At 57.5% G+C, this 18875-nt stretch carries 22 protein-coding genes; 15 read left to right on the top strand and 7 right to left on the bottom strand.

Annotated elements, in window-relative coordinates:
* Nucleotides 1-109: 109 nt before the first annotated feature.
* The 4 genes from HALO_RS20385 to HALO_RS20370 are packed head-to-tail and all read left to right on the top strand — an operon-like array spanning nucleotide 110 to nucleotide 3151.
* Nucleotides 110-1513, top strand: a complete 1404-nt coding sequence (locus tag HALO_RS20385; RefSeq protein WP_050713951.1) for an MFS transporter — start codon at nucleotides 110-112, stop codon at nucleotides 1511-1513.
* A 41-nt stretch (nucleotides 1514-1554) separates the two neighbouring features.
* A complete protein-coding gene (locus HALO_RS20380) occupies nucleotides 1555-1863 on the top strand; it encodes a BolA family protein (protein WP_035576525.1) in 309 nt (102 codons plus the stop codon).
* Nucleotides 1860-2708: a hypothetical protein gene (locus HALO_RS20375; protein ID WP_035576526.1), complete on the top strand. Its 849-nt coding sequence runs from the start codon at nucleotides 1860-1862 to the stop codon at nucleotides 2706-2708. The genes HALO_RS20380 and HALO_RS20375 overlap by 4 nt, the downstream gene beginning before the upstream one ends.
* Nucleotides 2708-3151, top strand: a complete 444-nt coding sequence (locus HALO_RS20370; RefSeq protein WP_050713950.1) for a GNAT family N-acetyltransferase — start codon at nucleotides 2708-2710, stop codon at nucleotides 3149-3151. Before HALO_RS20375 ends, HALO_RS20370 begins: the two co-directional genes overlap by 1 nt.
* A gap of 23 nt (nucleotides 3152-3174) precedes the next feature.
* On the opposite strand, the gene zapB is transcribed toward HALO_RS20370, so the two are convergent.
* Both zapB and rsmD read right to left on the bottom strand, forming a co-directional pair.
* The gene (zapB, locus tag HALO_RS20365) at nucleotides 3175-3369 is read right to left on the bottom strand and encodes a cell division protein ZapB (RefSeq protein WP_035576528.1); all 195 of its coding nucleotides are present in this window, start codon (nucleotides 3367-3369) and stop codon (nucleotides 3175-3177) included.
* A 120-nt stretch (nucleotides 3370-3489) separates the two neighbouring features.
* Nucleotides 3490-4134, bottom strand: a complete 645-nt coding sequence (rsmD, locus tag HALO_RS20360) for a 16S rRNA (guanine(966)-N(2))-methyltransferase RsmD (protein ID WP_035576529.1) — start codon at nucleotides 4132-4134, stop codon at nucleotides 3490-3492.
* Between the two features lie 90 nt (nucleotides 4135-4224).
* Between rsmD and ftsY the strand changes: the two genes are divergently transcribed.
* The 4 genes from ftsY to rpoH all read left to right on the top strand — a co-directional run bounded on the left by ftsY (nucleotide 4225) and on the right by rpoH (nucleotide 8288).
* Complete coding sequence (gene ftsY / locus HALO_RS20355; RefSeq protein ID WP_035576530.1) at nucleotides 4225-5535, top strand: signal recognition particle-docking protein FtsY; 1311 nt, start codon at nucleotides 4225-4227, stop codon at nucleotides 5533-5535.
* Nucleotides 5532-6200, top strand: coding sequence for a cell division ATP-binding protein FtsE (gene ftsE / locus HALO_RS20350; protein ID WP_035576531.1), 669 nt, complete (start codon nucleotides 5532-5534; stop codon nucleotides 6198-6200). Before ftsY ends, ftsE begins: the two co-directional genes overlap by 4 nt.
* On the top strand, nucleotides 6197-7240 hold the full coding sequence (gene ftsX / locus HALO_RS20345) for a permease-like cell division protein FtsX (RefSeq protein WP_050713949.1): 1044 nt from the start codon (nucleotides 6197-6199) through the stop codon (nucleotides 7238-7240). The genes ftsE and ftsX overlap by 4 nt, the downstream gene beginning before the upstream one ends.
* Nucleotides 7241-7421: 181 nt before the next feature.
* Nucleotides 7422-8288, top strand: a complete 867-nt coding sequence (rpoH, locus tag HALO_RS20340; RefSeq protein WP_035576533.1) for an RNA polymerase sigma factor RpoH — start codon at nucleotides 7422-7424, stop codon at nucleotides 8286-8288.
* Between the two features lie 104 nt (nucleotides 8289-8392).
* On the opposite strand, the gene slmA is transcribed toward rpoH, so the two are convergent.
* The 5 genes from slmA to coaBC form a co-directional block, all read right to left on the bottom strand.
* On the bottom strand, nucleotides 8393-9001 hold the full coding sequence (gene slmA, locus HALO_RS20335) for a nucleoid occlusion factor SlmA (RefSeq protein WP_035576534.1): 609 nt from the start codon (nucleotides 8999-9001) through the stop codon (nucleotides 8393-8395).
* A 19-nt stretch (nucleotides 9002-9020) separates the two neighbouring features.
* Nucleotides 9021-9920: an acetylglutamate kinase gene (gene argB / locus HALO_RS20330; protein WP_035576535.1), complete on the bottom strand. Its 900-nt coding sequence runs from the start codon at nucleotides 9918-9920 to the stop codon at nucleotides 9021-9023.
* A gap of 133 nt (nucleotides 9921-10053) precedes the next feature.
* Nucleotides 10054-11439: a phosphomannomutase/phosphoglucomutase gene (locus HALO_RS20325; RefSeq protein ID WP_050713948.1), complete on the bottom strand. Its 1386-nt coding sequence runs from the start codon at nucleotides 11437-11439 to the stop codon at nucleotides 10054-10056.
* 61 nt (nucleotides 11440-11500) lie between these two features.
* A complete protein-coding gene (gene dut / locus HALO_RS20320; protein WP_035576537.1) occupies nucleotides 11501-11959 on the bottom strand; it encodes a dUTP diphosphatase in 459 nt (152 codons plus the stop codon).
* Entirely contained in the window at nucleotides 11956-13263 is a 1308-nt protein-coding gene (coaBC, locus tag HALO_RS20315) for a bifunctional phosphopantothenoylcysteine decarboxylase/phosphopantothenate--cysteine ligase CoaBC (RefSeq protein WP_035576538.1), read from the bottom strand. The genes dut and coaBC overlap by 4 nt, the downstream gene beginning before the upstream one ends.
* 174 nt (nucleotides 13264-13437) lie before the next feature.
* Between coaBC and radC the strand changes: the two genes are divergently transcribed.
* The 7 genes from radC to ald all read left to right on the top strand — a co-directional run bounded on the left by radC (nucleotide 13438) and on the right by ald (nucleotide 18820).
* On the top strand, nucleotides 13438-14112 hold the full coding sequence (gene radC / locus HALO_RS20310; protein ID WP_035576539.1) for a RadC family protein: 675 nt from the start codon (nucleotides 13438-13440) through the stop codon (nucleotides 14110-14112).
* 257 nt (nucleotides 14113-14369) lie between these two features.
* Complete coding sequence (gene rpmB / locus HALO_RS20305; protein ID WP_008959893.1) at nucleotides 14370-14606, top strand: 50S ribosomal protein L28; 237 nt, start codon at nucleotides 14370-14372, stop codon at nucleotides 14604-14606.
* A 53-nt stretch (nucleotides 14607-14659) separates the two neighbouring features.
* Nucleotides 14660-14815 carry a 50S ribosomal protein L33 gene (rpmG, locus tag HALO_RS20300; protein WP_022520204.1) on the top strand — a complete coding sequence of 52 codons (156 nt, stop codon included), beginning with the start codon at nucleotides 14660-14662 and terminating at the stop codon, nucleotides 14813-14815.
* Between the two features lie 157 nt (nucleotides 14816-14972).
* Nucleotides 14973-15815, top strand: a complete 843-nt coding sequence (mutM, locus tag HALO_RS20295) for a bifunctional DNA-formamidopyrimidine glycosylase/DNA-(apurinic or apyrimidinic site) lyase (protein ID WP_035576540.1) — start codon at nucleotides 14973-14975, stop codon at nucleotides 15813-15815.
* Nucleotides 15816-15869: 54 nt separating this feature from the next.
* Nucleotides 15870-17060, top strand: coding sequence for a class I SAM-dependent rRNA methyltransferase (locus HALO_RS20290; RefSeq protein WP_035576541.1), 1191 nt, complete (start codon nucleotides 15870-15872; stop codon nucleotides 17058-17060).
* 32 nt (nucleotides 17061-17092) lie between these two features.
* Nucleotides 17093-17527, top strand: a complete 435-nt coding sequence (locus HALO_RS20285) for an acyl-CoA thioesterase (RefSeq protein ID WP_050713947.1) — start codon at nucleotides 17093-17095, stop codon at nucleotides 17525-17527.
* 174 nt (nucleotides 17528-17701) lie between these two features.
* Nucleotides 17702-18820, top strand: a complete 1119-nt coding sequence (ald, locus tag HALO_RS20280; RefSeq protein ID WP_035576543.1) for an alanine dehydrogenase — start codon at nucleotides 17702-17704, stop codon at nucleotides 18818-18820.
* The last annotated feature ends 55 nt before the right edge of the window (nucleotides 18821-18875 follow it).

The raw sequence follows: 18875 nt of genomic DNA, 5'->3' as shown, positions 1-18875 counted from the left end.
TGCCTGGCGCTTGCTAGCTGACTTTCCAAGTAACACCTAGCGCAAGTGTATCGAAAAACCGGCTTAGGCCGGTTTTCTGCTTTTAGCTGTTTCGCTTAGGACGCCACCCATGCGACTGTTTGAAACCCGTCCGGGAGATGATGGTTTACCCGGCCCTGAACGCGCCCTTGCTGTGCTGGCACTGGTGACCGGCACCTTGATGGCGGTGGTCGACACCACCATGATCAATCTGGCACTGCCCACCATTGCGGCTGATTTGAATGTGTCCGCTTCCCGGGCAGTCTGGATTACCAACCTGTTTCAAGTCGTGTGTGCGGCATTTTTGCTGGTGTTCGCGGGCATTAGTGAGCTAATCACTCGTCGTAGGCTCTATTTGTTTGGGTTGGCCACCTTTGTGGCGGCAGCTTTGGGGGCGGCGCTGTCGCGCAACCTGGAAACGCTGCTGGTGTTTCGTGCCTTTCAGGGGTTGGGTGCCGCCGCCACGCTGTCGATTGGCCCGTCGCTCTATCGGGCGATTTTCCCCTCGCGGCTGTTGGGCAGCGCCCTTGGCTTGAGTGCATTGGTCGTGGCCGGCGGCTACGCAGCAGGGCCCACGCTCAGCGGCGTGATCCTGTCGTTTGCCGATTGGCCCTGGCTGTTTGCGCTCAATGTGCCGCTGGGGCTCTGTTCGCTATGGCTGGCCAAGCGGGCGTTACCCCGTGAAGAGCGTCGTCAAGGCGGTTTTGATGTGGCCGGGGCGATGCTCTCCATCGTTATGCTGGCGAGTTTCTTTATCGCCATGGACGCCGTAAGCCACGCCGCCCCGCTGTGGCAAAGCGGGGGTTGGGCACTACTGACGGTGCTGGCCTGCGTCGGGTTTATTGCTCGTCAGCGCCGCGCGCCTTATCCACTACTGCCCCTTAGCGTCTTTGCTGAGCCGCGTTTTACACTGGCTGTCTCTGCTTCTGGGCTTGCTTTTATCGGCCAGGGGCTTACCTTTGTGGCGCTGTCATTTTTCTATCAGGAGCAGATGGGCTTTTCACCACTGGAAACCGCTTGGCTATTTACCCCCTGGCCACTGGCCATCATGCTCGTTGGCCCCATTGCTGGCCGCTTGGCTGACCATATTAACCCTAGCATCCTCTCCAGCACCGGGCTTGGGCTACTCATTATTGGCCTGATAGCGCTGGCGCTAGTGGATGAGTCGACCGGTGTCGCGGGAAGTTTATGGCGTACCGCCCTATGCGGCATTGGCTTCGGGCTGTTTCAGCCGCCCAATAATCGCGAAATGATGGGCAGCCTGCCGCCGGAGCGAAGCGCCAACGTCTCGGGAGTAATGAGCACTACGCGCACCGTAGGGCAGTCGTTTGGGGTGGCGTTGGTCGGCGCAGCCCTGGCGCTCGGGTGGCCGGTACAGGTAACGCTCTGGCTGGGGGCTGCGACCACGCTGCTGGCGCTATTGGCAAGCGTTGCGCGTATGCCGCTGGCAAGACGCGCGKTACACGCCCGGAGGGCATCGTCTAAGGGGCAGTAAGCGCGTACAATAAAGTGGTTTGTGATCTCAAGGAGAACCTCATGACGCTGCAGACACAGATTGAGCAGAAGTTAACGGCGCTCGCGCCCGACGTGCTGCAGGTAGAAAATGAAAGCCACATGCACAGCGTGCCCGCTAACTCGGAAACCCACTTCAAGGTGACCCTGGTGAGCGACGCCTTCGACGGTATGATGCCGGTGAAGCGCCATCAGCAAATCTATGCGCTGTTGGCCGATGAGCTTTCAGGCCCGGTGCATGCGTTGGCACTGCATCTTTATACGCCCAATGAGTGGCAGGCGCGGGGCGGGGAACGCCCGAATTCACCCAACTGCCTCGGCGGCGGTCAGTGAACCAGGAAGTCACACGGCGCCACTATCTGGATGCCATGGGCATTACTGCCTGGGCTGCCAAATACCAGTTGCCTAACGCACTACCTACTGAGGCCTGTGAGTGGGAGGAGACGACGCCTGCCCCGACGCCGCCCCGGGAGCGGTTGCAGGCGTTGCTGGACGACGCCCCCGCACCTAGGCGTCAAACGGCTAAACCCCAAGCACCCGCGCCCCCTTCGTCTGAAACTCAAACCTCAGCTGAGACCATTGCCTCGCCCTCGGCGGTGCGGGCACTGTTGGGTCAAGACAAACCGGGGCCAGCCAACCCGATGGCTGAGCAATCTGTTACGGCCGCTGAAGCAGCCACTGACAAGCCCGCCAAACCATTGGCGTTCTCACTCTCGTGTGTATGTCTAGAGGGGCGCTGGCTGGTATTGCAGGCAGGCGCCATGAGCGTGCTTGAGCAGCAGCTGCTGGCTAACTTGCTACAGGCCGTGGATATTCAGCCGGGCGCACTGCCGGAAGCGAGCCACTTCACCTGGCCGCAAATGGCCAACGCCTTTGCGGTAGAAGATCCGCTAGATGAAGCCCGCGAAGGTCTGGCAGCCTTTATCGCTGGCGGCGCGAGTCGGCAGGGGTGGCAGCTAGAGCGGCTTCTCTGGTGGGGGGAGTTGGGGCCTGACCAGGCGCCGCTGGATCGCATTCTGAATGTCACCGAAGGGCAGAGCGAGACGCTCGCGTTGCCTGTATGGCAGGGTCCTGCGCTTGCGTCGCTGCTCGACGGTACCCATCGTAAACGCGACCTCTGGCCAGCGCTGAAAACGCTAGGTCAGCAGTGGGCGTCCAAGTGCAGGGCAGACAGCTAATGATCGCTGAACTCAATGTTGAGCACCTGACGCTACTTATTACGCTTGAGCGTCAGGCGCAAAGTGGCACCTCCGACTCGCAAATGCTTGAGTCCTTGGGCAGTCAGGACACCTGCGTGTTGGGCTGGTGGCAAGATGAACAGCTGCTAGGGTATGCCATCGTGGTACGACTGCCGTTTGAAGCGGAACTGCAAGCGATCGCGGTTTTACCCGAGTGTCGCCGAAGTGGCGCGGGCCTGGCGTTGATGGATGCCGKGTTGGCGATAGCAAAAGGCTGGCTCAGTGAGCGGCTGCTGCTCGAAGTGCGGGTGGGTAATCTTAGCGCCATACGGCTCTATCAACGCTGTGGATTTAGCGAAGATAGCTGTCGGCGGGGCTACTACCCAGCGGCAAAAGGGGCCGCCGGGCGCGAGGATGCGCTGCTGATGTCTCTGGTGCTCTAGGCAGCAACGTATCTATCAGGCGGTTAGGACGTGGTGGATGTTTCGAGGCTGTCGAATTTGCTGAGTAGGCCATTGAGGCGACGTTCCCACTCTTCACGTTCCTCTTTAAGCTTGGCGTTTTCGCCGCGCAGCTCCTCATTTTCCAGTTTCATCATTTCCAGTGCATCAACGGTATCGGTGACTTTCTGTTCAAGCTGGTTAAATAGTTCCAGACTCATGTATAGCTCCATAGCATAAAATGTTAAGCAAAAATAAGCTCAAAAAAACAAGCGCAAAGCTTGTCAGTAGGGACGAATGAGGCGAGCGTAACGCCACCGCCGCGTGGCGGCAAGCGCTGTTTAAGGTTGCTGACGTAGATAGAGCCTTGCGGTGCTTTCTCCCGCCTGGGTTTCGCGGTGTAACTGCCAGTTGGCGGGCACTTCGGGGGGCAGAGATGCCTCGGTTTCCAGGTAAACCATCGCCCTATCCGCTAGCCAGCCGCCGCTTTCCAAAGCAGCGCAGCAGGGKGCAGCTAGCTGCTGATGGAAAGGAGGGTCGAGAAAGGCCAGCGCATAGGGCTTGGCTGGGCGCGCCAGGTAGGCCTGAACATCGTTAACATGCACTGCGCTTGCGGTAATATTGAGCGTTGCCAGATTGGTCGACAGCTGTGCCGCCACCCGCGCATCCCGCTCGACAAAATCGACCCCCGCAGCGCCACGGGACAGGGCTTCAATACCCAGCGCGCCGGTACCTGCGAATAGATCGAGTACCTGCTGGCCGTAAAGCTGCTGCCCCAGCCAGTTAAACAGCGTTTCACGCACGCGGTCGGGGGTTGGCCGCAGACCGGGGCTATCCAGCACAGGCAACTGGCGGCGGCGGAATTCGCCGCCGATAATGCGTAACTTACCTAATGGCTTACCGAGTGGCTTGCCAGGTGATTTGCCCGCCCGCTGAGCAGGTGTGCGGCGGGAAGCGGAGGATCGGGGGGAGCGTTGTCGTGTCATAAAGCGGATTGTAGCGGGCTGCTTATCCAAAGTCTTGGGTTACGGTGTTAGCATAACCCTAATGTTCACTATTTATGTCGGGTAACACTCATGTTTGGTTTTTTTAAGCGTAAGAATAAGCAGGATCAGCAGCAGTCGCCTCAAGACCCGCAGCAGGCGCATCAAGAGGAAGAGCAGCAGCAAAATCAACCCGATGAGGTGGACACTGCGACGTCTGACGCTGCAGCTGAAGCGGTTGAAGAGACTTCAAAAGCGCCGGAAACTTTACCAGAGCCAGAGCCAGAGCCAGAGCCAGAGCCAGAGCCAGAGCCAGAGCCAGAGCCAGAGCCAGAGCCAGAGCCAGAGCCAGAGCCAGAGCCAGAGCCAGAGCCAGAGCCAGAGCCAGAGCCAGAGCCAGAGCCAGAGCCAGAGCCGACGCCCGCCTTGCAAGACAAGCCGGTGGCCACCAAAGGCGACCAGAAAGGCTGGTTTGCGCGTATCAAGTCAGGCCTGGGGAAAACCCGCGCCAATTTAACCGACGGTATCGCCGATCTGTTCCTAGGTAAAAAACAGATCGATGACGAACTGTTGGAAGATCTGGAAACGCAGCTATTGATGGCCGATGTGGGGATTGACGCCACTAGCGAGATTACTGGCCGCCTGGAAGCGCGTATCTCGCGCAAAGAGTTGAACAATCCCGAAGCGCTTTACCGTGGCTTGCAGGAAGAGTTGTCCACTATGCTGGCGCCGGTCGCCAAGCCGCTTGTGCTTGAAAAATCGGGCACGGGGCCTTTTGTCATTTTAGTGGTGGGCGTTAACGGCGTGGGTAAAACCACCACCATCGGCAAGCTCACCCAGCGCTTTCAGCGCGAAGGCAAGAGCGTCATGTTGGCGGCCGGTGACACCTTCCGTGCAGCGGCTGTCGAGCAGCTCAAAGTATGGGGCGAGCGCAACAAGGTGCCGGTGATCGCCCAGCACACCGGCGCTGACAGCGCCTCGGTGATTTACGATGCGGTAGCGGCCGCTACTGCGAGAGGAGTTGATGTGCTGATCGCCGATACCGCCGGTCGGCTACATAACAAAAGCCACCTGATGGAAGAGCTGAAAAAAGTCCACCGGGTGATGCAGAAGCTAGATGACACCGCGCCTCACGAAGTGATGCTGGTACTGGATGCGGGCACTGGCCAAAACGCTATCTCCCAGGCCAGCACCTTTAACGACGCCGTGCCGGTCAGTGGTATCACGCTGACCAAGCTGGACGGCACCGCCAAAGGCGGGATTATTTTCGCGCTGGCTAAACAACTGGAAACGCCGATTCGCTTTATTGGCGTGGGGGAGGGCATCGACGATCTGCGCCCCTTCGAGGCCAATGATTTTGTCCAAGCGCTGTTTGACCGCCAAGGGGACGATGCCAGCGCATGATCGCTTTTGAGCATGTGGGAAAGCGCTACGGCGGACGCTTCGAGGCGTTGGCGCATCTTAACTTTCGGGTTGCCCGGGGCGAGATGGTGTTTCTGACCGGCCACTCCGGGGCGGGTAAAAGCTCGCTACTACGCTTAGTGATGCGCCTTGAAAAGCCCAGCCGGGGGCGTGTTGTTGTGGCGGGCCACGATATTGCCCAACTACATGCCAGTCAGGTGCCGTTCTATCGGCGTCAAATTGGCGTGGTCTTCCAGGATCACCAGCTGCTCTTTGATCGCAGTATTTTTCACAACGTCTCCCTGCCGCTGGAAATTCAGGGCGTAGAGCCCCGTGAGGCTGCCCGGCGCGTGCGCGCTGCGTTAGATAAAGTGGGGCTGTTGCATCGTGAAAAAGCCCTGCCTATCGAGTTGTCGGGCGGCGAGCAGCAACGGGTGGGGATTGCCCGGGCGGTGGTCAATAAGCCTGCGCTGCTGCTGGCCGATGAGCCAACGGGCAACCTGGACCCCCAGCTCTCAGCGGACATCATGGGACTGTTTGAGGACTTTAACCGGATTGGTACCACGGTGATGATCGCTAGTCACGACCTGGCCCTGATTGCTCGACTACGCCACCGTATCCTGCGCTTAAGCGATGGCCGTCTGGTCGCCGATGAGGGGGCGGTATGAAGCCGTCCACAACGCCAAAGCGTCGACAGGGAGCGGCATTAAAGACGCCGCGCAAAGCCGCTACTAAACCAGCGGTCGATAAAGTCCCCCAGCGGGGCGCCAGATCGCAACAGACGCGCTTTTCCAGCCGCTTACGGGCTTGGGGGCGTCACCACCGCAGCATGGCGTGGGATAGCTTTCAGCGCTTAGTGCGCTATCCGCTGGGCAACCTACTGACCATGCTGGCGATTGCTATTGCGCTGGTGCTGCCCGCCGCGCTGTGGCTAACCCTGGATAGCGCGCGTCTGTTGGATGCGGAGCTTGATGAGAGCGCCACCTTAACGGTCTACCTGGAATTGAGCGCCGATGATGCTCAAGCGCTGCGTATCGAAGAGGCGGTCGACGCGGAGCCGAGCGTGCTCGAGACGCAGCTGATCAGCGCCGAGCAAGGCATGGCGGAGTTTCAGCAGTCGCTGGGGATTGATGATGCTCKGGCGGGGTTGGAGAGCAACCCGCTACCTATCAGTATAGTGGTGCGCCCAGAAAGCGTTGAGCCTGCCGCCATGCAACAGTTGGCTGCCCGCCTTGAAACGCTTGCTGGTATCGATGAGGTTCGCCTTGACCTGGCCTGGGTCGAGCGGTTGCGAAATCTGGCAGAATTAGGCCGCCGTGTGGCACTAGCGCTGGGCGCGCTATTTGGGTTGGGCGTACTATTGGTGGTCGGCAATACCATTCGCCTCTCGGTGGAGAGTCGTCGCCGGGAAATTGAAGTGGKGATGCTGATTGGCGCGACCCATGCCTTTGTTAGGCGGCCTTTCCTATATAGCGGCGCTTGGTACGGGCTGGGCGGTGGGCTGTTAGCGCTGGGGCTGTTAGGTGTGGGCAATCACTGGCTGTCACTGCCGGTCGCTGCGCTGGCGGCGAGTTACGGGGCGAGCTTCTCGTTACCCCAACTCGACGTGACAGGCTCTACAATTCTGCTATCTTGCAGTACACTATTAGGCTGGCTGGGTGCTTGGTTGGCGGTGACACGTCATCTCTCAAGCATTCGGCCAAGATGATGGATGCGTTTTAGGCGGCTAATGCGATACGGCTGAATTACTTAACGTGCGAACTTTATGCTTGCGTTAAGGTCTCAGTACCACAGATTTCGTATCACCGAATTAGTATCACGGTTTTGTAATAGGTTATTGATAACGTGCTACGTCAACCACGATGGGTTACAGGGGAGACCACCTGCACATGAGCACTAGTCTTCTACCGGTGGGGCAACTTTCACCCGGCGGCGACCTCGGCGGGTATATCCGCGCGGTCAATGGAATTTCGGTATTAACAGCCGATGAAGAGCGCGAGCTTGCCTATCGTCTCTACGATGAGGGCGATTTGGAAGCCGCTCGGCGTTTGGTACTTTCGCATCTGCGCTTTGTGGTGCATATCGCGCGTAGCTATTCGGGCTATGGGTTGCCCCAGGCAGATTTGATCCAAGAAGGTAACGTCGGCTTGATGAAAGCCGTCAAGCGCTTCGATCCCAATCAGGGCGTTCGCTTGGTCTCTTTTGCCGTGCACTGGATCAAAGCGGAAATTCACGAATTTGTGCTGCGCAATTGGCGAATCGTTAAAATCGCGACCACTAAAGCTCAGCGTAAGCTGTTCTTTAATTTGCGTGGTGCCAAGAAGCGTCTGGCCTGGTTGAATAACGACGAAGTCGATGCGATTGCTAAAGACCTCGACGTCAAACCTGAGGTCGTGCGCGATATGGAAGGGCGGCTCTCTTCTTACGATGCGGGTTACGACGCACCGGCAGGCGATGATGAAGAGAGCACTTATCAAGCGCCAGTGCACTTCTTGGACGATGCTGCTTCCGACCCTGCCACACAGCTGGAAGATAGCAACTTCGAGGAAGACTCGACGCGCCGTTTACAGCTTGCCCTTGAGGGGTTGGATGAGCGCTCGCGAGATATTCTGCAGCGCCGTTGGTTGGCCGATAGCAAAGAGACGCTGCATGATCTGGCCGATGTTTACGGGGTCAGCGCCGAGCGTATTCGTCAGCTTGAAAAAAATGCCATGAAAAAGCTGCGTCAGAAAATGGGCGACACGCTGGCTGCGTAATCAGGCTTAGCGGTCTTTACCCCAGTCGCATTAAAAAACCGGCCCTTGTAAAAGGAGCCGGTTTTTTTACAGCGGACGCTTGGTGCTTCTATCAGTACTTTAGCTTAAGCAGGCTGCGCCGTGGCACGCAGTAACTGAGCTGACAGCAGTGACCACTGATCTTCCCAGTGTTCGGTGGGCAGGCGCTTAAAGTCGCTACGCACATACTGKGAAATTCGCCCCTCCGCCTGGGCCGCCAGCAAGTTGGCAGCGGCAGAGGCGGGGATCGTGGGGCGCAGCCCTTCACGTATCTCGGCTTCGCGCAGGATCTGCTTAAGCTGCATCTCCAGGCGCTCAAACAGCTGGTTTACCCGCTGTCGTAGCCTTGCGGTTTCACCGGTGAGCACGTCGCCGCCCATCACCCGCGCCAAACCAGGATTTTTTTCAGCAAAGCCCAGCAGCAGTGCAAGTATGGTGCCGCAGCGAGTGGTGGCGTCTGGAACGTCTTCCAGAATGCGCGTGATGCGGGCAAAAATACTCTCTTCAATAAAGTCGATCAGCCCCTCAAACATACGCGCTTTGCTGGGGAAGTGGCGGTAGAGCGCCGCTTCTGAAACGCCGACCTGGCGGGCGAGAGCGGCTGTGGTAATGCGCTTGCCGCTATCTTCCTCAAGCATTAACGCCAGGGCTTGGAGAATCTGCTCGCGGCGGCGTGGTTTGCGATCTTCGCTCATAATGTGGCCTCCGTCGCGGTTAGCTCGCGTCCTTGATTTGAGTACCTACCCCAGCATTGGTGAAAATTTCCAGCAACACTGCGTGGGGGACACGGCCATCAATAATATGCGAACTATTAACGCCACCTTTTACCGCATCCAGTGCACAGCGGATTTTGGGCAACATGCCGCCATAAATCGTGCCATCGGCGATCAGGTCATCCACCTGAGCGGTACTTAAGCCGGTGAGGACTTCGCCTTCGGCATTCATTAATCCAGCGACATTAGTCAGCAGCATCAGCTTTTCAGCATTGAGCGCTTCCGCAATCTTACCCGCGACCAGATCAGCGTTGATATTGTAGCTATGTCCTGCGGCGTCGACGCCAATTGGGGCAATCACCGGGATAAAGTCGCGTGCCGCCAGCATCTCAATAAGCTCGGTTGAGATCGACTCCACTTCGCCCACATGACCAATATCAATGATTTCCGGGGCGGTCATTTCGGGGCTTTGGTGCTCTACCTTGAGCTGGCGAGCGCGAATTTGTGAACCGTCTTTACCGGTCAGGCCGATCGCTTTGCCACCGCTCTGGTTGATCAGGTTGACGATGCTTTTGTTGACCAAACCGCCCAGCACCATCTCCACGACGTCCATGGTTTGTGAATCGGTAACCCGCATGCCGTTGACGAAGCGCGACTCAATGTTGAGCTTTTTGAGTAGTTCGCCGATCTGCGGTCCGCCGCCGTGCACGACCACCGGGTTAATGCCGACTTCCTTCATTAACACGATGTCGCGGGCAAAGGAGTCAATGAGGGTGCTTTCGGTCATGGCGTTACCGCCGTATTTGACCACCACAGTTTTGCCCGAGAACTGCTGAATATACGGGAGGGCTTCGGAAAGCACCTCCACAACGACCTGGGGGTCGCGACTGGCTGAACTCATGAGGTTGTCCCTTGCTAACGTTTATTATGCTGCTAACGTTGATGCTGATTGAGTGATGAGGGTCGCGCTTTCTAGGTGGTCGCGATCCCTTCAGCGCCGAGCTATTTGAAGAGCTAACTTTAGAGCTGCCTGTTTAGKGGGGTAGCTCAATATCTGGCGCGATACGCTGTAGCGCGTCGTTAAAAACTGCTTTGATGCGTGCCAGGGCGGTATCGTCTTTACCTTCAAAGCGCATAACCAGTGCAGGCGTGGTGTTGGAGGCGCGACACAGCCCCCAGCCATCCTGGTAGTCAACGCGGATACCGTCCAGCGTCGTTTTAATACCTTCGCCGAAGTCGCCCTCGCGAGCAAGCTTATCCACCAGAGAAAATTTGTCAGCGTCGCTAACCGCTATATTAATTTCCGGGGTGGCAACGTCTTGGGGGAAGCGGGCAAAAAACGTATCCGCATCGTCGGCTTGGTTGGCGAGAATTTCCACCAGCCGAGCGGCGGCATAGAGGCCATCGTCGAAGCCGTACCAGCGCTCTTGGAAAAAAATGTGCCCGCTCATCTCACCGCCAAGCTGGGCGCCAGTCTCTTTCATGCGTGCCTTGATCATTGAGTGCCCGGTGCGCCACATTTCCGGTTCGCCGCCTGCCTCGCTGATCACTTTGACCAGGTTGCCGGTGCACTTAATATCAAAAATAACCTTCGCGCCAGGCTGGCGCGCGAGCATATCGGTGGCAAATACCATCAGCAGATGGTCGGGATAGATCAGTTTACCCGAGGGCGTTACAACACCCAGGCGGTCGCCATCTCCGTCGAAGGCCAGGCCAATGTCGGCCTGGGTTTCTTGCACCTTGCGCATCAGGTCCTGCATGTTTTCTGGCTTGCCAGGATCAGGGTGATGGTTGGGAAAATGGCCATCGATTTCGGCGAACAAGGGGAGGGTATCAATACCTAAGCGGGCCAGCAGCTGCGGGCCGAGCTCGCCTGCTACCCCATTGCCACAGTCGACGACGGCTTTGATCGGCCGATTGATCTTAACGTCACCTAAAATGCGCGTTAAGTAGCTTTCACGGATATCCTGCCGGGTGATGCTGCCTTGTCCAGTTTCCAGCGCGCCGGACTGAATGCGCTCAAACAGGGCGGTGATGGCATCACCGGAGAGGGTTTCGCCACCCAGCACAATTTTAAAACCGTTGTAGTCAGGCGGGTTGTGGCTACCGGTGACCATCACGCCTGATTGGGTGCCTTCCAGTATATGAGTGGCGAAGTAGAGCACCGGGGTGGGCACCATGCCGATATCGATCACGTTGCGCCCTGCGGCGTTCAGGCCACGCATCAGCGCTGCTTGCAGCCGGGCGCCTGAAAGGCGACCGTCGCGGGCAACGACAACGCTGGATTCGCTCCGCGCGGCGGCCTCAGAGCCGACAACACGCCCGATCATTTCTACTGTCTCTTCAGTGAGCGTATCGTCAACGATACCGCGAATATCGTAGGCGCGGAAAATCGAAGCGGGTACAGACTGTGCGTTCATAGGGCTTCCCAGCTAAACAGACGTTTCCTTAAAAGATCGGCTAAGCAGACGTGATCACTCGCTACTGACTGCCCGTACTGCCAAACCCGCCGCTGCCTCGTGAGGAATCTTCAAAAGCGTCCACCAGCGATAGTTCGGCCTGTACCACAGGCACAAGCACGTACTGTGCCAGTCGATCAAATGGGGCTAGCGTAAACGTGCTCTGACCACGGTTCCAGACCGAAATCATCAGTTCGCCCTGGTAATCAGAGTCGATTAAACCGACTAAATTGCCCAACACGATGCCATGTTTATGCCCCAAACCGGAGCGCGGCAGAATCATGCCCGCCAAGCCCGGATCTTCAATATAGATGGCAATGCCGGTGCGTACGAGCTGGCATTCGCCGGGGGCTAATGGTAACGGTTCATCCAGCAGGGCGCGCAGATCCATTCCCGCCGAGCCTTCGGTGGCATAGTGCGGCATGTAGTCATGCAAACGCTCGTCTAATACTTTGCATTGCAGGCGGGGGCGGGCACTCATTGGGGCTCTCCGGAAGCGTTGGAAGATATTTGGGGCGCTGCTTGCGTAGGTAGCAGGGCGAACGCTTGGTGGATGATGGTAGTGGCCAGCTGGGACTTCGGTTGGGCTGATTCAGAACGGCTCTCAACGCCTTCTGCGGTGCGCCATAGCAGCAACGCAGCATTCTGGTCGCTGCCGAACCCCAGGCCCGCCTGGGAAACATCGTTGGCGACGATCATATCCAGCCCTTTGCGCTGTAATTTATCCCGTGCGTAGCGCTCTACATCTTGGGTTTCGGCGGCGAAACCCACCACCAGCGGGCGCTGCCCGGCGGGCAGTGCCGCGATGCTGGCAATAATGTCAGGGTTTTTAATTAACGTCAGGGTAAGCGTATCGCTATCGTCCTGCTTTTTGAGCTTATGCCCGGCAGGCGCTGCCACGCGATAATCAGCGACCGCCGCGCAGCCGATAAACAGCGCTGCAAGAGGCGCTAATCGCTGCGCCTCATTGTGCATTTGCTCGGCGGACTCAACGTCAATGCGCGTCACGCCCTGAGGGGTGGACAGGTTAACCGGGCCACTGATCAGCGTGACCTTGGCGCCTTGCGCGGCTGCCGCTGCGGCCAAGGCAAAGCCCATTTTTCCCGAGCTGTGATTGGAGAGGTAGCGCACTGGATCCAGCGGTTCCCGGGTAGGGCCGGCGGTAATCACCACATGGGGGGCAGTGCTGTGCGGAGCATCGGCGAGATAGGCTGCAAACAGCGTCGTTAGGGCACTAAATATCTCTTCAGGTTCGCTCATGCGGCCAGGCCCCACGTCGCCACAGGCTTGATCTCCGGCGGCGGGGCCAATCAGCTGCCAGCCATCATCCGCCAGCTGCTGTACGTTGCGCTGGGTAGCAGGGTGGCGCCACATGGCCTGATTCATCGCCGGGGCAATCAGTTTGGGCGCCTCTGAGGCCAAGCAGAGCGTGGTGAGCAGGTCATCGGCCATGCCGTGCACCAAGCGGGCGATCAGGTCGGCAGTGGCAGGAGCGACCAGCACCACATCTGCCCAGCGAGCCAGCTCAATATGCCCCATGCCTGCTTCGGCTTCGGGGTCGAGCAAGGAGGTGCGCACGGGCTCGCCGGAGAGCGCCTGGAGCGTGAGCGGGGTAATAAAAGCCTGTGCCCCGCTGGTCATCACCACGCGCACATGGCAGCCCGCCTGCTTGAGCAGGCGCACAATCAACGCGCTTTTGTAGGCAGCGATACCCGCACTGACGCCGAGCAGTACCCGTTTGCCTACAAGTCTCGAGGTGCTTGTCGAGTTAACAGCAGAGGCCATGGTCAGTGATCCATCTTCACATGCGTAAGGAGGCTTACCATACCATTGGCACCAACAATTTGGCATATTAGGTGCAAACAAGGTTAAGCTAGGTTTAATGAGCTTGTTGCTGCAAGTATCAGTTCGATGAGGCGGGCTTGAAGCAATAAAGGTGGACAGCGCGGGTAGGGTGCGATGGGAATCAATCACTGGCCGGAAGGTGAGCGGCCCCGGGAAAAATTGTTAAATGCGGGAGCTCAGGCACTCTCAGATGCGGAGCTGTTGGCAATTTTTTTGCGTGTTGGCGTGCAGGGGCGTTCAGCGGTCGACTTGGCGCGGGATTTACTCAGTAGTTTCGGTGGTCTGCGCCAACTGCTAGAGGCCGATCAGGCAAGCTTCTGTACTGCCCGTGGGTTAGGCAGCGCCAAGTACGCCCAACTTCAGGCAACGCTTGAGCTATCGCGGCGCCATTTAGCCAGCCAGTTAGCGCGAGGCAATGCGCTAACATCGCCGGCCTTGGTGCGTCATTACCTGAGTTCGCAGCTACGTCATTTAGGGCATGAAGAGTTTGCGGTGCTTTTTTTGGATACCCAGCACCGAATTATTCGCTATGAATCGCTGTTTCGCGGTACCCTAGACAGCGCCTCTGTTTACCCCCGCGAAGTTGCCAAGCGCGCATTAGAACTTAGCGCAGGCGCCGTTATCCTGGCTCACAATCACCCTTCGGGTGTGGCAGAGCCAAGCGATGCTGATCGACGTATCACGGAGCGCTTAAAAGACGCGCTGGCACTCTTTGAGGTGCGCGTGTTAGATCATTTCGTGGTGGGGGATGGAGAAGTGATTTCTTTTGCCGAGCGCGGCTGGCTATAAGCAGCACCAAAGATGCACTGCTCAATGCAGTGCTGACTAAGTAAAATGAGCAGAAAAGCGCTTTTTCAGCCTTTTTTGTGGGTTTTGCTTGCTGCAAGTCGAGTGCTCTGGTATAAAGTGCCACCTTTAAACTTGGGTTGAATAACGGATTTGGATAAAGCTTGGCGGTTAACGGCGTCGACACCTTCCCTTCCGGTCCGCCCGACAGTTTTGAACACTCAGGTTATTATATCCTGGCCAAGCAGTTGGAGGCTCTAATGTCCAAAGTATGTCAGGTTACCGGCAAGCGTCCGGTAACTGGAAATAACGTTTCACACTCAATGCGTAAGACACGTCGTCGTTTCTTGCCAAACCTGCACACCCATCGTTTTTGGGTTGAGTCTGAAAACCGCTTCGTCAAGCTGCGCGTTTCTACTAAAGGAATGCGTATTATTGATAAAAACGGTATCGACGCAGTTTTGGTTGATATTCGTAAGCGCGGCGACGCTATCTAAGCCAGCTTTTGGGGCCTAGCGCTTCGGACCAAGCATTTTGGAAGGATTAAACCATGCGCGATAAAATCAAGTTGGTGTCCAGTGCCGGTACAGGTCACTTCTACACCACTGATAAGAACAAACGGAATACCCCGGATAAGTTCGAATTTAAAAAATTCGACCCGGTCATCCGTAAGCACGTGATCTACAAGGAAGCCAAGATCAAGTAATCGCTTACGCGATAATGATCGGCTTCCACTGCAGGCGAGCGCCTGTTCAAAAACCCGGCCTCAAGCCGGGTTTTTGCATGCATGCCTTTTATCCGTTGCATGCTGCGCGAACTTACCTTCACTAGGCTGTCATTACAGGCCGTTACTATTCTGAAATATGCCCGAACTGCCCGAAGTTGAAACCACCCGCCGTGGGATTGCGCCCTATATTGAAGGTCAGGAAGTGACCGAAGTGCTGGTGCGCCAGCCGCGGCTGCGTGTCCCCGTGCCTGATGACCTTGCCGAGCGGTTGGTAGGGGCACGCATTGGCGTATTGAAGCGGCGTGCTAAGTATCTGCAGATTCCTATCCAGCCTGCTGATGCGCTTGAAGGCGACGCTAACGCGACGCTGCTATGGCACTTGGGCATGTCGGGAAGCCTGCGAATTGCGCGGGTAGGGGATTTGCCTAAAAAACATGATCATGTGGATGTGGTGACTGCCAGCGGCTATGTACTGCGCTATCACGACCCCCGTCGGTTTGGCTTTGTGGATTGGCAGGCCGAAGACGAAACACAGGATAAGCGGCTTGCGCACTTGGGGCCCGAGCCGCTGTCTGATGCGTTTAACGGCAAATGGCTCTACACGCTTTCGCGCCACAAGCGCGTGGCGGTAAAACCGTTTCTGATGGATAACCAGGTGGTGGTTGGCGCCGGTAATATCTATGCGGCGGAAGCGCTGTTTATGGCGGGTATTGATCCGCGCCGCGCGGCGGGAAGGGTTTCCCGTGCGCGTTACGACGCCTTAGCCCTTGCTGTTAAGGAGGTGCTGGCGGCGGCAATCACCCAAGGTGGCACCACGCTGCGGGATTTTGTCAGTGGCCAGGGCGAGCCCGGCTACTTTGCCCAGCGCTTGAATGTTTATGGCCGCCACGGCCAGCCCTGTTTGCGCTGTGGCGTTGAGCTTCGCCGCATTACCCTTGGCCAGCGCGCCAGTGTGTTCTGCCCGGGCTGCCAACGTTAATGGCTACCTATAAATGCTACTGTTTTGCTTTGCTTACGTTTTTTGGAGATTGCTGTGACTCAACGCCTGCGCCTGAATAAGAATGCTGACCGCCGCCTTAAAGCGGGCCATCTCTGGATCTACTCCAATGAGGTAGATATTAAGGAGACGCCGCTGAAAAACTTCGCGGCAGGCGAAGCCGCCCTGGTCGAAGCCTCCAATGGCAAAGTCATGGCGGTGGCTTATGTTAATCCCCATTCGCTCATTGCGGCCCGGGTCATGTCCCGCGACCCTGAAATGCGCTTGGATCGCTCGCTGTTTGTGCACCGCTTTAATCAGGCATTAGCCCTGCGTCAGCGCCTTTATGCGCAGCCGTTCTACCGCTTGATTCATGGCGAAGGCGACTTGCTGCCAGGTCTGGTGATTGACCGCTTTGGTGATGTCCTCGTCGTGCAGCTCAATACCGCCGGTATGCAGGCACTGGCGGATGAAATTGTCGATGCGCTGGAAAAAGTGATCAAACCAGAAGTGATTGTCTTCCGCAACGATACTGGCGGCCGTCGACAGGAGGGCCTTGAGGCTCACGTTGACGTCATCAAAGGCACGCTGCCTGACGAAGTGGTGCTCGAAGAGAACGGCGCCCGCTTTGTAGTGCCGGTGCTCAATGGTCAGAAAACCGGCTGGTTCTTTGATCACCGCGTTAATCGCGAATGGGTCAATCGGAATGTGGAAGGTAAGCGCGTGCTGGACGTATTCAGCTATGTGGGTGGTTGGGGCGTGCAGGCGGCCGTTCACGGCGCAAAAGAGGTGCTGTGCCTGGACTCTTCGGGCCCGGCGCTGGACCAAGTCGCACGTAACGCTGAGCTGAACGGCGTGCAGGAGAAGGTAGCGGTTAGTGAGGGAGATGCGTTTGAAGCCTTGGCGGCATTGAAGGCGGACGGTGAAGAATTCGACGTGGTCATTCTTGACCCGCCGGCGTTTATCAAAAAGCGTAAAGATATCCCCAATGGCGAGCGCGCCTATGCGCGTTTGAACCGTGAAGCCATGCGTTTGTTGGGTCGCGACGGCCTATTGCTGTCAGCCTCCTGCTCGATGCATTTGGCGCCCGAGCGGCTAATGGATGTGGTGCGCGGTGCGGTTCGCCATCAGGATCGTCACGGTCAGGTTATTTTCCAAGGCCACCAAGGGCCTGATCACCCGGTGCATCCGGCTATCCCCGAAACGTCTTATCTGAAAGCCCTGGGTGTGCGGGTGTTCCGCGACTAGGTCGTACAGCAACCGGTGAAGGAGCCAAGGCAATGGAGTGGGCGCTACCCGAGCCTTTTGTGATTGATATCCGCGTGACGGATGAGGCCATCGACGCCTACCGGCACGTCAACAATAGCGAGTACCTGCGCTGGGTTGAGCAAATCAGCTGGGCGCATTCAGAAGCGCTGGGGCTATCGCTTGAGCGCTACCGAGAGCTTGMCCGGGCCATGGTAGTTCATCGCCACGAGCTGGATTACTTAGCACCGGCTTTTGCAGGCGACGAGCTACAGTTAGCGACTTGGATTGTTGATTGCGACGAGCGTTTTAGTCTGACCCGTCGTTTTCAACTGGTGCGCGTCAGAGACGCTAAAACACTGCTTTATGCTCGCACGCGCTTTGCTTGCGTGGCACTCTCAACGGGGCGGCCCAAACGCCTCCCCGAGGAGTATCGGCGCATATACGGCGGCGCGGTTATTGCGGAGTGACGTAGAGCGAAGTGGATTTTTTCGTGCAGAACCGGCAATCGCTAGATTTTTCTCCTAAAAAACGCCTTAACCGGCGTTTTTTTTGTTTTGCGTTCCTGGGGTGGTGGTCAACGTTAGCTGTGCTGTAATTTGCTTAACAAGACCACTGACCTTTAAAAGCACAGGAATACGCCAATGAAAATCGCTGTCCCCAAAGAGATTAAAAATCACGAATATCGGGTAGCCTTAACACCGACCGGCGCGCGGGAGTTAACCGGGCGTGGCCATCAGGTGAGCGTTCAGGCGGGCGCTGGTGAAGGTGCTGGCTTTGCTGATGCGGACTTCCAAGCCGCTGGCGCGCAGATAGAAGCCGATGTGGATGCTTTGTGGCGCCACGCCGAGCTAATCCTCAAGGTGAAAGAGCCGCAGCCGGATGAGGTGGCGCGCCTCACTTCACAGCACACGCTGTTCACCTATCTACACCTTGCTGCCGAAGAGCCCCTTACCCGCGGCCTAATGGAAAGCGGTGCCACCTGTATCGCCTATGAAACGATTACCGACGCCCGTGGTGGCTTGCCGCTACTGGCGCCGATGAGCACCGTAGCAGGCCGAATGGCGGTGCAAGCGGGTGCCCATAGCCTGGAGAAGGCCCAAGGCGGTGCAGGCGTGCTGCTACCCGGTGTGCCTGGTGTGGCGCCGGGAAAGGTCACCGTGATTGGTGGCGGTGTCGTGGGGGAGAACGCTGCTCGCATGGCGCTGGGGTTGGGTGCCGAGGTGACTATTCTGGATAAGTCGTTAGCGCGGTTGGAAGTGCTGGACGACCGCTATCAGGGCCGCATTAAAACGGTTTATTCCACCGCAGACGCGTTGGAAACAGCCACGCGTGAGTCGGATATGATTATTGGCGCAGTGCTGGTGCCCGGCGCCGCTGCGCCCAAGTTAATCACTCGCGCCATGCTGGCCGATATGAAGCCCGGTAGTGTACTGGTGGATGTCGCCATCGATCAGGGCGGGTGTTTTGAAACCAGCAGGCCCACCACCCATGCCGAGCCGACCTATATCGTCGATGGGGTGGTGCACTACTGCGTGGCGAATATGCCTGGCGCGGTGGCGCGAACGTCTACCCAAGGGCTGACCAACGCCACGCTGCCCTTTGTACTAGCCCTGGCGGATAAAGGCTGGCAGCAGGCGCTACGTGACGACCCGCACTTCCTGCCGGGTCTTAACGTGCACGCAGGCCAAGTGACTTATCAAGCGGTGGCAGACGCCTTTGGGTTGGCAAGTAGCGATCCTGCAAGCGTTGTTGGCAGCTAAGCGTTTAGAGGCTAGTTGCTGACGGTTAATTAATTAGTTGCATCGAGGGTATCGA

This window comes from Halomonas sp. R57-5 (genome assembly GCF_900070345.1).
Classification (GTDB): domain Bacteria; phylum Pseudomonadota; class Gammaproteobacteria; order Pseudomonadales; family Halomonadaceae; genus Vreelandella; species Vreelandella ventosae_B.
Note: the sequence above shows the minus strand (reverse complement) of the source record. Positions and strands in the feature narration are given on the sequence as shown.